Raw genomic sequence first — 16,555 nt, 5'->3', positions numbered from 1 at the left:
TAAAATCATATGAAACCTAATACTAAAAATAAATCATGGATTGAAAGCAGTATCGATGCGTTACATCATTTTGTTCGATCGTTTAAAAATTTTTTTAAATCTTCATTTCTTAGTCTTTTAGTTATAACAATTATCCTTTTGTTACTCACGCAAATGGATCAAGCGTTTACCATGATGGTAGATCTTATTGAAGGGGGTTGGTTTTCATTATTACTGGCATTCTTTTTTATTAATGCCCTCGCTATTGCTCTTTCCCATTATCCCATCTATACATACTATGCCTCAGGATTGAATAACTCTGGAGATTATACCGAGTGGCATGAGAAAAACCCAATTCGATTTTGGCCTTTTAAAAGATATCCCATCTTCGTATTCACTGCAAAAAAAGACACTACCTATGTACCCGATAATTGGGCTAATTATTTGCGGTATTTTATTGGTCTCTTAATTCATGGGGTATGGATCCACTTTATTATTAGCAGTTTTAAACCCAACCTCATTTTTGAAAATTTTCCGTTTGCCATCGTAAAAGGGATCATTTATATGTTTTTGGTAATACCCTTTGTGCTGTATATCTACATTAAAGAAAAAGAAGTACGATTAAAACGTGTAAAAGATAAACAGAACAAGCCTATTCCAGAGCAAGTGCAACAAGAAAACATTAAGAAACTACGTGCACTATATAAGCGGCTTGGTATTTATTATTTCATCATTGCTTTAATTATGATACTCCTGTTAATTGTTACTATATTCATAGGGAATTTTAGTCCCGGTGGATTTTTCCTTATTATTCTTACCTCGTATGCTTTTATCTTTAATTATTTATTCTTTAGACTTCTAAGAACGAAGTTAACTCTTGTAAAATCAATGTTTACAAGTGCGGTTGCATTACCCGTAAATTTATTTTTAGGAATTTTTAGCGGCATGCAAAAGTCTGAAAATTACATGCTCCTTTTCTACTTCAATTTTTTAATAGCTTTTGTATTCTTATTATTTTCTACGCTTTCAAGCATTAACGGGGGACATCTCGTTAATGGAATTCCTATTTTATTAGCCTTCTTTTATTTCTATTATTTCATCATTGCTAGCTTAGGAAAGTATTTTTTTGTGGCTCGTAAAAACAACCTTCAGAAAACCAAACGATACAAACTTTTTCTTGCAGGGACAGCCATTGCAGTGGTACTGATATTTATTACTAATTTTTCGAATGTAGAGGTTACAACTCACGAACTCGATCTGGTCGAGAATACAAAATCTGAAATTACAGAGCAGGTTTTCCTCGATAGTTTAAAAGCAAAACAAGATAATACCCTCTTTTTTATTGCATCGCACGGAGGTGGGCTAAAAGCGAATGTATGGACACTAAACGTACTTAACAAGCTTCAGAAAAGTACTGAAGGAAAATTGTTAAATCAAACCATCGCCCTTTCCGGAGCTTCCGGTGGTTCCTTAGGATTAGCACTCTATACGGGACTTTATAAAGAAGACGGACTCGATTTTGATAAAATTCAGAAAAAAATAGATGTTCTCTCCCGGCAAAATTACACTTCGCTGGATCTCTCACTTACCTTCGGACTCGACACCTACCGAAAAATCTGGCCGCTTAGCCAACGTATTGGCCTAAAAGATCGCCCGTATTATGCAATGATAAAATATCAGAATAACATTCAGAATACACCCCATGAAAAACTTTCCGAAGTATCTTTTCGTGATTATTGGAAATCGGCATTTACTAAGCATGGATATTTCCCTTCTTTAATAATGAACACTGCAGGAACAAAAGGGAACAGAGGAATATTATGGTCTGTAAAACAGGAAAATTTTAATGATATTTTTCCCTATGCAGAAAATCTGGCAGATCTTGAGAACAATAAAACCCTTCCGTATTATCAAGCCGTGTCTACCACCAATCGGTTTCCAGTTTTTAGTCCGGCAGCTAAAATAAAGGGATACGGCCATTATATAGATGCTGGAGCAATAGACAATAGTGGGTTACTAGGCTGTCTCGACATTCAAAATTATTTGCAAACCAACCGAAAAATACTACGCGATAAACAAATAGCCTACATTGAAATTATTAACAGTAAAACTCTATACATCAATTATTTAGTAGAACTTTTTAAAACCGAAAACAATTTCGATAACATTCCAAAGAATGAAAATGAGACCGACAATATCGTAGTAGACCTGCAAACCGGGCTAAATCTTGATAAAATCCCGGGATACCTTAGCGATTACATTAACAATTGGGAAGAATCGCAAGGGGGGAACATTCGGTATTTCAAAATTTTTATGCCACATAAAGTATCGATGGACGATGTGGAATCTTTTTTTGGCGGAAAGATAACAGATGCCGAAAAAGCAACCTTACTGAAAGGATTTTTAGCTGAAAAGAATACCGTAATACTAAATCTTACAGAAAAACCTGAAAAATCGTTTTTCGATCCTTGGGAGTTTTACGAACCAACTCTCTCCCGGCACCTCAGTAAAAGTAGCCTTAATTACGTACATGCTATTTTAAATCACCCTTTACTACGAGACCAGTTTAAAGAAATTGAAACACTCGTGAATACACAAGTGATTGAAGAAAACAAAAATCCAGAAACAGCATTTTAAAGTAATATACTTGTATGAAACTTACAAAAGAACATACCGAATTAAAAATGCTTTTCGACTTCCTGAAAGCAACCATTGTATGGCGTATTCAACATCCAGAGGATGATATTCATACTAAGGGACCACAGATTAAGCTCGAAAGTTTAGGAGCATCTTTACTAGGAAGTTATATTAACGAGCAGGGATTTTCTAAAGAAGAAAGTTTGGTTTTAATACTAGGGATAACACCTCACCTTATTCCAAATTTTCTTCAAGATGTTATTACCGAAACGTTTCCCAATGGAACTGACCTTCCGCAGTTTGGAGGGGTAAAAGGTCAGTACCATCGTGGGATTTTACCCACCGGGGAAACTGCTTTGTTTTTATTGGGAGGAACAAATATTCTGAAGCGAATTAAATTTCAAAACCTTTTTAATGAGGCACACCAATTGTATCGAAACCGTGTGTTGTTTCTCTCTAATGTACCAGCTGGAGAACCGGAAATGAGCGGAAAAATTGTACTATTTGAAGACACACTACACCTACTTACTACAGGAGCAATTCCGTTACCAAAACGTACTGCAAATTTCCCAGCTGAAAAATTAGAAACGGGTCTTGGTTGGGAGGATCTCATACTAAGTAATAAAACACTTTCGCACATAAAAGAACTGGAAATCTGGTTAGCGCACAACGATACTTTGTTAAAAAAATGGGGAATGGAGTCACGAATTAAGCCCGGGTATCGGGTTTTATTTCACGGCCCACCGGGTACAGGAAAAACACTAACGGCCAGTCTTCTTGGCAAATACACAAACAAACCCGTATATCGTATCGATCTAAGCACCGTAGTTTCAAAATATATTGGAGAAACCGAAAAAAATCTCGCCAGCTTATTCGATAAAGCCGCCACTAAAAACTGGATTCTATTTTTTGATGAAGCAGATGCAATCTTCGGAAAGCGTACGAGTGTAAGAGATGCTCACGATAAGTACGCAAATCAGGAAGTGTCCTATTTATTACAGCGGGTCGAAACGCATCCTGGATTGGTAATTCTTGCATCCAATTTTAAAGATAACATAGACGACTCGTTTACACGGAGGTTTCAATCGATTGTGCTTTTCGAAATGCCCGGAGCTTCCGAACGAAAACGCCTTTGGGAAACCAACTTACCAAAAGCACTTACACTTGGACCCGACATTAACCTTGAGATGCTTTCAAGAAAATACGAACTAACAGGTTCTAACATATTAAATATTATTCACTACTGTAGCCTCCATGTCTTAAATAATAAAAGCACTACCCTCACGCTCCCTATATTAATAGCTGGAATAAAAAAGGAATTTTTAAAAGAAGACCGAATGTTTTAAACTAAATACAAACTTTTAAAACTATTAAAAATGACAGTACTACTAGACAACGGACATGGAGCCTTAATTAACGGACAATACCAAACACCTGGTAAAAGAAAAAATTGGAGTAACGGCTCGGTGATTTACGAAGGTGAGTTTAATCGCGCTATAGTTAATGGAATTATACAGGAGCTTACATTTTCGAATATAAATTATGTAAACATCGCTCCCGAATATTGGGATGTAAGTTTAAAAACCCGAGTAAATCGCGCCAATAAATACTCTTCTAGAAACAGTTTCTACCTTAGCATTCATTCTAATGCAGGAGGAGGTACCGGAAGTGAAATTTTCACCTCTCCCGGAAATACAAAAAGTGATAAAATCGCAACTATTTTTGGCCATGAATATATTGCCGAATTTCCAGACAGAAAGTTTAGACCCGATTTTAGCGATGGAGATCTAGATAAGGAACAGCGGTTTTACGTACTTACTAAAACCAAAATGCCTGCTATCCTAACAGAAAATTTTTTTATGGATAATCGCGAAGAATTCGATAATGTTCTCATGACCCGTGCTGGTAGGGATAAAATAATTGCCTATCATGTAACCGCTATTAAAAGAGTACAAAGAGAGCTATTCTAGTAATTTAAAAGTAATTGATTTACCCGGCCTTACTTGAGCCAAGTGACAAATCGCTATTTCAGAAAGTTGTAAAATTCGTGCATATCCACCCGTGGTTTGAGCGTCTCGCATTAAAACGATAAATTGTCCCGAGGGTGTTAATTGAACCGTTCCTGGTTGTACTGGAGAAGTGATAATTTCTGGAGCACTAAACGAAAAATTAGACTTTAAAAATGTTGCCATTCGGTTGCTTTCGGAAGTAATTATAAAATCTGCTTCGGAAATCTTTTTTTGAGATGATGGTATTAACTCCTCAAATTCAGGTCCTCGGTAAACACTTATGATACCCGCTTCAAGTAGTGTTGAATGAGTGATATCTATAGATGTATCTAAATTTTCTGAAACTTCGGAAGCTATTGGCAGTATAGTACCTTTTTTAATTTTTTCTTCGGAAGTAATTCCCTTGTACTGACACCTACTTCCTAGAATTACTTCTGAAGCAATTCCACCTCGAACTGCAATATACGTTCTAAGACCTTTAGTAATTCGTCCTAAAGTAAGCGTACTCCCTTCAGGGATAGAAATAACAGTATTAAAAGATATTTGCTTCTTATCTACATAGGCGTCACAATTACCTCCAGTAATTGCGATTTTCACTTCTTTTTTAAATAATAATGAAGCACCAGTTACAGTACATTCTAATACAGCTGCTGTCGAAATATTTCCTACTAATATATTTGCTAATGTAGCCGAATTAGCATCCATAGCACCACTAATGGGAACTCCTATATCTCGGTAACCAAAACGTCCATTATCTTGAATACTCGTATACATACCAGATGTAATTACTTTAATCATTACGCACTTCTTTTTGTATGGTATAATTATCTTGTTTAACAGCCTCTTCGATTTCTTTAAATTCTATTTCTGAAATTGCTGTAAATTTAATTCGATCTCCCGATTTTAAAAGTGCTGGAGAGGATCGCAAAGGATTAAAAAAATGTAAAGGACTTGCGCCAATTATATTCCATCCCCCTGGAGAATTCTGTGTATAAATACCAGTTTGCTTTCCTCCTATCCCCACCGAACCGGCTCTTACTAACCTTCTTGGTTTGTTTTTTCGCGGAGTATATAATTTTTCTGAAAGTCCCCCCAAATAAGGAAAACCAGGTAAAAAACCGAGAAAGTAGACTAGATATTCTGGGGCAGTATGATGACATATTACTTCAGAAACTGAAACATGATGCTGTTTGGCCACTTCAGAAATATCTGGTGCATATTCTCCTGTGTAGCATACAGGAATGTTATATGTAAAATTAGAAGGTGAAATAATCGAATTAAAAGAAACATCTAGTTTTCGAAATTTTCGGATAAAATCTTCAGAAGTGTAAAATGGCTTTAAATATATCGCCAATGCTTGATAGGTTGGTACTGTTTCAACAATTTCATTAAAAAAAATTTCAGAAAGAAATGCATTCCATTGTTCCACTTCAAGGTGAATATCTTCAGTAATAGCCAGTTTCCAAGTTAGTAGAACAGCATGTTTTCCGAAGGATTTAAACGTTGGTTGTTGCATCATTTAATAATGAATTTAAAAAAAGAATTCTAGACACTCCAGATTAGACATTGTTTATATCCTTTTTTAAATGAATGTTGAATTTTTTCATTTGTGAATGAATGTATTTTAAAATTGAAATAGAGTTTTCATGATCACCGTGAATACAAAAAGTATCGGCTTTTAAACTTCGTATCGTATTGTGAACTGTGGTAACAGACTGTTTGTTGATTAGTTGATAAAATTGATGCCAAGCCTCTTCGGCTGTAGTTATAATCGCATTAGGTTTAGATCTGGACACTAATGATAAATCATCTGTATAGCGTCTATCTATAAAAGCTTCGAAAACTAGCGGTAATAAATTGTTAGCTTTTTTTGCTAAAATGGAATTGAAAGGTGCTACAAGTTGAGGTCTTGTGTTGGTGGCTAAAATTGCTTCTATTACTGCATCTGCAGTTGGAGCATCGATCGCTGCATAATTATATAGGGCTCCGTGAAGTTTTACATGATGCATTGAAGTTCTTTCCGTATTACAAATGGTTATAAAATGCATGAGTTGATTGTAAATGGTTTCTGTCAATTCACGTTTGGTCATGCTTAAACGTTTTCTGCCAAAATTAGCAGGATCTGGAAAAGATGGGTGGGCTCCAATGTAGACCTTATTTGCTTTTGCGAGTTGAATTGTTGTTCGCATAGAATCGATATTTCCGTAGTGTCCGCCAGATGCAATATTACACGATGAGATAAGCGGCATGAGTTCAATGTCTTGCCCACTACCCTCACCTAAATCTGCGTTTATATCGATTAAAAGAGGTGGTATCATTTTTTTGTTTCCCTTTAAAAATATACATTTACTATAACAAAAAACTCGATTCGCTAACCTAATATACTTATGTCCCTGTGAAACACGGAGCTGTCTTTGCATCGATTGGAATTACTCTTTCTATTATTGGAATGCTTTTTTTTGATAACAATATCGTCTTAAAATGCAGTTGTCTTATTGTAGGTTTGTTATTAGCAATTCTGGCAGTTTTTAGACGTAATGAAGGTTCTAAACGACAATAGATTTTTTACCCGAATACTACCGTATATAAACTCTTAGCTCCTAAAATAATAGCAGTTATTACAATAATTCCTGCCATACAATTTTGAAGTTTTGAATTTCGATACCTTCCTAAGACTTTCTTTTTATTCATCACCCACCATAAAAATACTGCAATTATTGGTAGTAACATGCCGTTTGCAATTTGGGCAAAAGTGATTACTTCAATCGGGTTTATTCCGGTGGATGAAAATAAAATTCCGATTCCTAGTACTAACATCCAGACAATTCTAAATTTTAAACTACCAATTCCTTGTTTCCAACCAAAACATCCTTTTACCACATAGGCAGCTGCTAAAGGTGCAGTGATAGCAGAAGTTATTCCTGCCGCAAATAATCCTATACTGAGCACGTAGGTGGCAAGATTACCAAAAAGGGGTTCTAATCCTTGCGCAAGATCTGAAGCATTGTTAATTTCTGAAACCTGTATGGCTGCTCCACAAATAATTATAGCTATAGACACCAACCCTCCAACAATAATCGAAACGTATAATTCTTTTCTTGCGGTTTTTAAATCTGAAACTCCTTTCCATTTTTCTTTTACAAGAGAAGCGTGTAAAAACAAGTTGTAAGGAACCACCGTAGTCCCTACCAACCCTATAACAGTAAGCCAATCTTTTTCTGGAATCACTGGAACGAAAAGACCCTTTATTATAGAACCTATCGCAGGTTTGGTAAGGATCGCCGCAATTATAAAAGAGATACTCATAAGTACAACCATAGTTACCAAAGTACGTTCAATGACTTTATAATTCCCTATAAATAAAATACTAAAAGCAATACAACCAATGCATAAACTTAGAATATTGATTTCTATTCCCATGAAGCCAATAAAAGGTTTAGATATTAAAGATTGCATGCCTAATACACCTCCGCTTATATTTCCAGCTTCATAAGCGATGTTTCCTATTAAAATTGCCGATAACATTAAAAATATAGCTCCATATTTAAGAATTGGATGCTTTACTTGTTGTGTCACTGTTTCAGCAAGTCCTTTCCCTGAAACTAGACCAAGTCGTGCTGCCATTTCTTGAAGTACTATTGTTGCAAAGATTGAAACAACCATTGCCCACAATAAACTGAAACCGTGGTTCACTCCTGCCATAGTGCAAACTGTAACAGTACCAGGCCCAATAAATGCTGCAGCGACAAGTGTCCCAGGCCCAATATTTTTAAAAAATGTTTTCACTATTTAACGTACTTGAGAGTTTATAAAAGGTAAAATACAAAGTTTCTAACAGGATTGATATCTCTCTCATTTAAAAACAACTTGTTTTGCAAAAAACAGACAATGGATATAAAAAAAAGACACCCAAAAAATGGGTGTCCCTTAAAATATGAATTAGCAAAATTGCTACATTTTAACATCTTCAAGTTTCACTTCTTCTCCTTCTTTGTTAAGAAGTTTTACTTCATCAAAGCCCATGTCTTTAAATTGTTCGTATTGGGTTGCGGCATCACCAACAACTAGATATGCCATTTTAGATGCATCAAGGTATTTGTTAGCTAATGCTTTGTGCTGTTCTAAGGTCATGTCTTTAATTACTTTTTCTTCACTTTCAATATAATTAGCAGGTAGATCGTAGCTGCTCATTTCTTGAAGCATTTGTAATAGAGAAAATTGTGTTTCGAAACGACGTGCATTCGATTTAATTAAAGCATTTTGAGTAAATTCAAGATCCTCTTCAGAAATACCTTCTTTATACTTTTCGATCTCGTCTTTAAAAATCTTTACAGACTCACCAGTGGTATTAGTACGTACACTTGATGATGCAGTAAAAGTTCCCGGGATCTTACTTCCGTTAAATCCTGAACGTGCTCCATAGGTATATCCCTTTTCTTCACGTAGAATAAGATTTACATTTCCAGAGAAAGATCCTCCTAGCTTGTAATTCATTACTTCTGCAGGATAAAAATCTTTGTCGGTTCTTGGCATTGAAATATACCCAATATTGATCACAGATTGTTTAGCATTCGGAATGTCTACAAAATATAAGGAAGCTTTATCTCGATTGTTAGCTACAGGATATTCTGGAATCTTTACTTCTTTTGCTTTCCAATTCTCTTTTAACCCGTCAAGCTGCGCTAAAGCGTCACTCTTACTAATTTTTCCAACTACTTGAAAACTACTTACAGATGGAGAGAAATTATTATTGTAATATGCTTTTAAATCGTCGATTGTGATCGCTTCTACCGAAGCTTCTGTTCCACTTGTTGGGTAGCTAAAAATGTGATCTTCGCCATATAATAATTTGTTATAAACTTGATTTGCAACTACATTAGGATTCGATTGTGAACGAGCGATATCGTTAATCGTTTTCGTTTTAATACGTGCAAATTCTTCTTCGTCCCAACGTGGTTCAAGTAGAATTTCTTCTACCAGATCCATTGTTTTATCGAAGTTTCTAGTTAACGTATTTCCTCTAATAGTTATAGCTTCTTTAGATGTATACATATTAATAGAAGCGCCCAATAACTCGATTTCTTCTTCTAGCTGCTCTGGAGTTTTAGTAGCAGTTCCTTCCATCATGATATCGGTCATTAAGTTGGCAACTCCATTTTTATTCTTATCATCCAGAAGATGTCCACCTTCAATCGTAAGGCTAAAGTTTACTGTTGGAATCTCGTTTTGTTCGATACCATACACTTTCATTCCATTAGCTAATTCGGCTGTCCATGTATCTGGTAAACTAAGTTCGGGAGCTGGACCTTGTGTTGGTTCTATAGACCTGTCGAATGCTGAAGGTGTTTTTGCAACTTCTGTATTTGCTTCTTCCACTTTCTTTTCAACATTTTCTTTGATCTCTTCTTCAACCACTTCTGCTTTTTCTGAATTTTCTGCAATCAAATCTAATTGTCCCTTCGGAACAAAACTCGTCATAACAAAAGGCTTATCTTTAATGTAGGTATTATACACTCGCATAACATCTTCTTTAGATACCTTCTGAATATTTTCAATATCTTTTTCAATAAAACCAGGATCTCCTGCAAAGACATTGTATTGTGCTAACTGAAACGATTTTCCAAGTACGCTGCTAATACCATTGTAAAATTGAGTTTCTAAACCGGCTTTAACTCGTTCGATATCACGATCGGTTACGCCTTCTTTTTCAAATAAAGCAAACGCTTCATTTATACCCGCTTCAACCTCATCTAGGTCTTTTCCGTTGTTGGCAGTAATTACTAAATGAAATTCTCCTGCGATTTCTTGTGATCTGTTATACGCGTTAGTTCGTGCTGTAAGATCTTTTTCTTTAACCAAAACCTTATATAGCGGGGCTTTTTTTCCTTCAGAAAGAATTTCAGATAAAACATCGAGTGCGTAAGCATCTTCAGTATACTGCTGAATGGTTGGCCATACCATATGTAATTGAGGTGCGGTTGCAAAGTTATCTTCGTGATATAAACGCTTCGTCTCTGCGATAGTAACTGGTTGTGGCTTAAGTGGCTCCACTTCTTGGCGACGCTTAATTTCACCAAAATATTTTTCGATCAATTCTTTGGCTTCTCCTTCATTAAAATCACCTGCAAGCACTAAGGTGGCGTTATTAGGACCATAAAAACGATCGTAAAATTCTTTAACATCTTCTACAGTAGCATTTTGAAGGTCTTCCAGTTCACCAATCACCTGCCAGTTGTATGGATGTCCTTCAGGGTAAATGTTTTTATCCAGTACCCAACTGGTGTGTCCGTAAGGATTGTTATCTACACGTTGTCTTTTTTCATTCTGAACTACCTCTTGTTGGTTGTAGAAAGCACCTTCAGTAACAGTATTAATCAAGAATCCCATACGATCACTCTCCATCCACAATACAGTTTCTAAGGCATTTTTTGGAACGATCTCATAATAGATTGTACCATCTTTCCAAGTTCCTCCATTTAGCGTACCACCAGCATCTTGAATTTTTTTAAAGAATTGATCCTGTGGAACATTTTCAGACTCTTGAAATAACATGTGTTCAAATAAATGAGCAAATCCAGTTCTTCCTGTTTTCTCACGATTAGATCCTACTCCATATTGAATGGCTACCGAGACAATAGGGTCACTTTTATCTTGATGAAGAATAACGTCAAGTCCGTTTTCCAATTCATATTTTTCGAAGTCTACTGAAAGTTTTGCGCTTTCTTCTTTGCTTGCTCCCTCTTTTTTGGAATCACAAGAAACAAAAACGCTGGCAAGTGCAAAGAGTACAATTACCGAAAATTTTAAAGGTCTTTTGGCTATCATGTTTTAGTTATTTGTTTTGAAGCGTCTAAGATACAATTGCCGCTTAGGACAAATCTTAAAAAAGTGTTAAATCATCTCTCTAAACACCACATAACACACTAATTCGCCATAAAAATTTCTGCCAAATAAAAGTTAACACAAAAATCTCCTACCCGACTTGCGAAGGAAAATAATAACTCCACAATTTTATAATTCTAATTTATAGATGGTGCTACAACACTTCACCATGATATTTTTACTACATATCGTTAGTACATCATGATTGTAATTAAAACTATAGATGATTAATTTTAACTCACCAATTAAAATCATTTGCTTCAATTTTTATTTTAGTCTTAAAAGGTTTCAAAATTGTCTGAAATGATTTTGATTTCTGAAAAGTTTTCCAAAAAGGAGCATGCGTCCAACGCTGTTCTAGACTATAAAAATAGGTGCGTGCTTTTTTATAATCGTTATACTGTTTTTGTATTTCATCTTCGAATGATTTTAGAGCTATTTTAGAACCCATAAAATGCTGAGTTATTACTTCTGAAGCTCTTATGCCCTGTGTAACAGCTTTCGTAATTCCTTGGGCGGTAATAGGGTCGTATGTAGTTGCCGCATCACCTATAGCAAGCCATTGATTCCCTACCACTTTGTTTAAACAAAAAGATTTTGTGGTAAACCCTCCTATCTTAGTGTCTTTTGGTTTCATTTCTGCTATTAGTTTAGAGATATTTGGAGCTTTCGTGGCTAATGTTATCCAATTCGGAATTTCATTCAGTTTTAATTCTCTTACAATTTCGGGTAGTGTATAGAGCGTAACCAATAATTCGTTTCCTGGAATTCGTGCAGCATACCACCACCCCTCTGGTACCGACTCTAAGAACGTAAGTTTTGAAATTTCTTTTTCTATCGTTCGTTCAAAACGCATCCCTAAACATATTAATTCTTGTCCTTTTATTTTTCTGCTTTTTTGGGAACTTGCAAACACAGCATTACTACCACTGGCATCTACAACAAAATCGGCATCTATAAATTCAATTTTATTGGTTTCAGTCTTCATAAAAATACGGTGCCCAGAAGGTAAATTTTCCGAAGAAAGAAAACGAGTGTCCCTTAAAATGGTTGCACCTCTTTTTGTAGCTTCTTTTTGTAAACTGTTATCGAATGTAGCTCTATCTAAATGCCATCCATGACCATACGGACTTAAAACGGTATCGTTATAACCACGCAACGGACCTCCCCAATAAGAACAACTTCCAAAACAAGGTTCGTGTTGCTCTTTTAGAAAAGATTGATACACCCCTAATTTTTTTAGTAAAAAATTCATGTACGGTGGAATGCTCTCACCAATCTTAAATTTTCCTTCTTTAGAGTTATCAATTAATAGCACTTTAAACCCTTCAGAAAGCAAGGAAATAGCACAAGCACATCCAGCTGGACCTGCGCCTACGATAATAATTTTATGCATTGGTATTAGCTTTAATATTAATCTTTAGGAGGATATACCTCGTCGTCAACTACGTTTGGCCAAAAAATTACTTTATTGCTTTCATCTGTAATGAAACCGCTTTCCACTTCTAGAAAATAATCGGTGTCAAAATCTGAAGGGTATCCTTCTATTGCTGGTCCTTGCATGATAATCCCTATATCCATCCATTTGGTAAGAAAATCTCTTCTATTTTGATAGCGTCCCACATTCATTGCTTTCATATCGAAAGGTTTCGGATTGTGCATTGGGCAACCTGGGGGTGGCGGCATATTTTCTACTGCTCCAGTACCTTTTCCTCGCAAAGAATAGCGTTGTTCGGGTAATTTTCCTATATCGGTATTAGCCATAAGATCCTCAAAAGTATACACGGCAACGGGTCGTTGCGCGGGCCAAGACCAAAATAAGGTAGTGTTTACATCTCCAGAATATAAATTCTCTTTATTTAGTTTTCCTCCAGGATTTGGATCTGGGGTATGTGTTGCACAAGAATTATAATCGGTATGCCAAGGTATTGCCATGAACTTACAAAGATCTCCTGGCTCTACATTTCCCGATTGTAAAGGAATGTATCCCACTCCTAAAAATGGGGTTTCAGTAGTTGCAGTATTATAATTTTGCGGTTGGTAATTTACTCTAAAAGCTCCAATAGCTGGATTCTTCCAGTCACTATTATAAAAAAGTGGATCTCTAACAATAAAAGTTAGATCGATTCCTGGGCTAAATCGCCCTCCCAAACAATTCACCAAAATAGTTTTATCTAGTAATTCTCCTTCACCTAATGGTGTATTAGTTTCTTGTTTGCATTTCCCCTCATTCCATTGTTTCAGAAAAAAGTATTGTTGTGGTGAAAGTGTTAGAAAACTTTTAGCAGCATCTCCAAGTGATAGTGGCATTAAAGGAGCACCAACATCTTCTTGAGAACCATCTGGATTACGAATAAATTGCATAATATCGAATCCTGGTTTTGAAAGTGTTAGACTTTTCATTCTTTGGTGTGCAGAAATTGCCTGTTCAGGTAAATTGGTGTTCCACATTTGCATGTGGGCTGCATTTAAGGTGGGAAAAACATCCTCCTTAAACGATGGTATATATGAAGCTATATAATTTCCATTGGCATACACATCTGGCTGTAAATTAAATTTTTCTAACCATGTATTATACATATCATCCCATAAGGAAACCACATTTAATGTTTGTGGCGCGTAGGCAGGATCTGTAGCAACAACCCATGCACTTCCTTCGATAGGCTGCTTCGTGCCATCTTCGAATACTACTACTGCTGTCACGGGTCCATCGGATGTATCGTCCAACCAATTGTTATTATCTACGTCTTTGCAAAGTCCTTGAGTGGCATCGAAATTTCCCTTATCATCAAATGCACATGCCAGTCCGTGACCCCCTAACACTAATAGTCGCCCGTTGGGTTCGGTACGTAGCTCTCCCAAATAGCTTATTGGATCACTACCGTCGCTACTAATTCCTTCGGAAGCTGGAAACTGAATGGGATACTTTTCATTGATTAAAATTCCTTCTGAAACACTATCATAATAACTTGCTATCGAATTTTTATCGAAAGGTACTGCTGAAGTTCCCTCACTAGCTTTAATAGCTCTAGGACCTGCATCTATTATTAATTTAGATAACCGTATGGGATCTGAAGCATTTACTTTGTAAGGATTTTGTTTTTCTTCGGAAGCAAAGTCTGGATTGCGTAGCGGAGGTGTTTTTACCTGAAATGTTTGTCCATCGTACGTCGCTTCATGCTCTTTATACAATGCAATTCCTTGATTTGCATCTTCGTCAATCTCCCAACAATTGGCTTTTTTATTTGCTAAATGAGTTGTCCATATAATATCGATCACCTTTTTTCCATCTATCATAGAACCTATTAGAACCTCTTTGCCAGCAGGTGCAGGGTAGCTATAAACATCCCCTTCTTCTGGATACTGAAATATTTTAAATCGAGCGGCTTGTCGTTTTAATCTTCCATCACTATCTCGTAAATCGGCACTAGTAATTGTTGTACTATCTGTGCCTGGTTTAATTGGAAGCCCTCCAGTTATTACTGTTCCTTCTTGGGGTTGGGCCGCCATTGTTTCGGGACCTAAATAATATTCTTTGCTATTACCTACTCTGGCCATTCCAATTGCGGGATGTATTCTAAGTGTTGTATTGCTCATAATTATATGCTTTAGGTGTGACTAGTTAGGTAAAGGAATTTCTTTACCATCGTTGTAATTGTTTAATAGGATATGACTAAGATTTATATTTTTTCCTCCTAAAAGTTTCATACCCGTTGGTACATTGGTCATTGCATTAGAATTATGACAACTGAAACATTGGTTTTGTGATCGTACTTTTTGGGTAAAGGTTTCGATCGTTGCGTTAGAAAGTTTAATTGATCCCGTTACCATACTATCTACCACATTAGGATTCCAATTTGGTGCTAGTGTGCCTTTAGAGGTATTAAACCACACAGCGCCGACTTCAAAATAATTTCGCCATACAGATTGTGCAGAAATTTGACTTGCAACATTTTCATTTAGGTTGGTAATATTTTTTTGGTTCGTTTCATCCCCACCTCCATTAATGTATTGTCGGGCTACTTGTGTTACGGGAGAAACGGTTTGTGCATTTTCATCTATAAATTTTGCTATACCTACATTGTCGTTATTTGTTTGTCGGGCAATAGTATTAGCATCATAAAACAACCAATCTTTATCAGATACAATCCCGTTAGGATCTTGGTTAGCTGCAAAATTGGGAGCATTGTCTTTAAATTCGAAAGAAGCCCATATAAATTCTGAGTGCCCTTCTACTACAACTGCTATATGAAACCCAACTAGAGCAACTTCTACGTTCTTTTGTATTTTAGGGTTATTTTTAGGCACTCTCGGAAATCCGTCCACAAGTGTTAATAATTCAATATCTGCTTTTTTCGTATATAAATTACTTGCATCTTCATCGGGTTGTACAATTTTCCAAGTGGCCTTTGCCGAAAGTGCTCCTACTGGAAAATCTGCCGTTGGATCGAAACCATTCATTGTCTCTGGATCGTACAATTTATTGTCAAGAATATAATCACGGTAAATTTCATTTATCATGATATTTCCATAAACAGCTCTATTGTTCTTATCGATCAATATCCCTTTGGAAAGAGCTTGTTCAATAAGATCGAGTATATGGTATTGATCATCTTTAAATTCTGGGAGAATCGCTTTATCGGTATATAAAGACTCAAATCTTGGCGTTCCATTTACCTCTTCTGTAAGCCAGAGAAAATACTGCCATGAGATTTGATGAAAATCACAATTAGTGACATCTATCTGTGGAAATTTTTCTGGTGCTGGTACTGGTATGCTGCCTCCAAACCAGTCTGAAGGTGCGGAACAAGGAATGTTTACAGCCATTTCCTTTGTATCCTCTTTAATTTTAGAATCCTTTTTTGGTTGATCTTTACATGCTATGAAAAACATAAAAGCACATATTAATAGGATAGTTACTTTACAGGTCTTCATAATTTAGATGTTTTAGTGTTAAGTTTTATTGCAACACCTCCTATCACATTAGAATGACTTGCAGGTATTTGCTTCTATAAAAATAGGAACAACCTGCTAGTTATAAACTACGT

11 protein-coding genes are annotated in these 16,555 nt (G+C 36.0%); 3 read left to right on the top strand and 8 right to left on the bottom strand.

What is annotated here, in order from left to right; all coding sequences use genetic code 11:
* The first annotated feature begins 9 nt into the window (after nucleotides 1–9).
* The 3 genes from ULVI_RS09500 to ULVI_RS09490 are packed head-to-tail and all read left to right on the top strand — an operon-like array spanning nucleotide 10 to nucleotide 4,586.
* Nucleotides 10–2,616 (top strand): hypothetical protein, encoded by a 2,607-nt coding sequence (locus ULVI_RS09500; protein ID WP_068592153.1) that lies wholly within the window; start codon nucleotides 10–12, stop codon nucleotides 2,614–2,616.
* Nucleotides 2,617–2,630: 14 nt separating this feature from the next.
* Complete coding sequence (locus tag ULVI_RS09495) at nucleotides 2,631–3,962, top strand: ATP-binding protein (RefSeq protein WP_241780971.1); 1,332 nt, start codon at nucleotides 2,631–2,633, stop codon at nucleotides 3,960–3,962.
* Nucleotides 3,963–3,992: 30 nt separating this feature from the next.
* The gene (locus ULVI_RS09490) at nucleotides 3,993–4,586 is read left to right on the top strand and encodes an N-acetylmuramoyl-L-alanine amidase (RefSeq protein ID WP_068592151.1); all 594 of its coding nucleotides are present in this window, start codon (nucleotides 3,993–3,995) and stop codon (nucleotides 4,584–4,586) included.
* Here ULVI_RS09490 and ULVI_RS09485 read toward each other — a convergent pair.
* The 8 genes from ULVI_RS09485 to ULVI_RS09450 all read right to left on the bottom strand — a co-directional run bounded on the left by ULVI_RS09485 (nucleotide 4,578) and on the right by ULVI_RS09450 (nucleotide 16,400).
* Nucleotides 4,578–5,423 carry a 5-oxoprolinase subunit C family protein gene (locus ULVI_RS09485; protein WP_068592149.1) on the bottom strand — a complete coding sequence of 282 codons (846 nt, stop codon included), beginning with the start codon at nucleotides 5,421–5,423 and terminating at the stop codon, nucleotides 4,578–4,580. The genes ULVI_RS09490 and ULVI_RS09485 overlap by 9 nt on opposite strands.
* The gene (gene pxpB / locus ULVI_RS09480) at nucleotides 5,416–6,144 is read right to left on the bottom strand and encodes a 5-oxoprolinase subunit PxpB (protein ID WP_082830833.1); all 729 of its coding nucleotides are present in this window, start codon (nucleotides 6,142–6,144) and stop codon (nucleotides 5,416–5,418) included. Before pxpB ends, ULVI_RS09485 begins: the two co-directional genes overlap by 8 nt.
* A gap of 40 nt (nucleotides 6,145–6,184) precedes the next feature.
* Nucleotides 6,185–6,943 carry a LamB/YcsF family protein gene (locus ULVI_RS09475; protein WP_068592147.1) on the bottom strand — a complete coding sequence of 253 codons (759 nt, stop codon included), beginning with the start codon at nucleotides 6,941–6,943 and terminating at the stop codon, nucleotides 6,185–6,187.
* A 247-nt stretch (nucleotides 6,944–7,190) separates the two neighbouring features.
* Complete coding sequence (locus tag ULVI_RS09470) at nucleotides 7,191–8,414, bottom strand: Nramp family divalent metal transporter (protein WP_068592145.1); 1,224 nt, start codon at nucleotides 8,412–8,414, stop codon at nucleotides 7,191–7,193.
* Between the two features lie 162 nt (nucleotides 8,415–8,576).
* Nucleotides 8,577–11,450, bottom strand: coding sequence for a M16 family metallopeptidase (locus ULVI_RS09465; protein ID WP_068592143.1), 2,874 nt, complete (start codon nucleotides 11,448–11,450; stop codon nucleotides 8,577–8,579).
* Nucleotides 11,451–11,745: 295 nt separating this feature from the next.
* Nucleotides 11,746–12,903: a tryptophan 7-halogenase gene (locus ULVI_RS09460; protein WP_068592141.1), complete on the bottom strand. Its 1,158-nt coding sequence runs from the start codon at nucleotides 12,901–12,903 to the stop codon at nucleotides 11,746–11,748.
* 17 nt (nucleotides 12,904–12,920) lie between these two features.
* Nucleotides 12,921–15,104 (bottom strand): LodA/GoxA family CTQ-dependent oxidase, encoded by a 2,184-nt coding sequence (locus ULVI_RS09455; RefSeq protein WP_068592139.1) that lies wholly within the window; start codon nucleotides 15,102–15,104, stop codon nucleotides 12,921–12,923.
* A gap of 21 nt (nucleotides 15,105–15,125) precedes the next feature.
* Nucleotides 15,126–16,400, bottom strand: coding sequence for a hypothetical protein (locus ULVI_RS09450; RefSeq protein WP_082830831.1), 1,275 nt, complete (start codon nucleotides 16,398–16,400; stop codon nucleotides 15,126–15,128).
* Nucleotides 16,401–16,555 lie beyond the last annotated feature (155 nt).

It is taken from the genome of Cochleicola gelatinilyticus (assembly GCF_001637325.1).
Classification (GTDB): Bacteria; Bacteroidota; Bacteroidia; order Flavobacteriales; family Flavobacteriaceae; genus Cochleicola; species Cochleicola gelatinilyticus.
The sequence above is the reverse complement of the archived record's forward strand: the minus strand, read 5'-3'. Positions and strand labels throughout refer to the sequence as shown.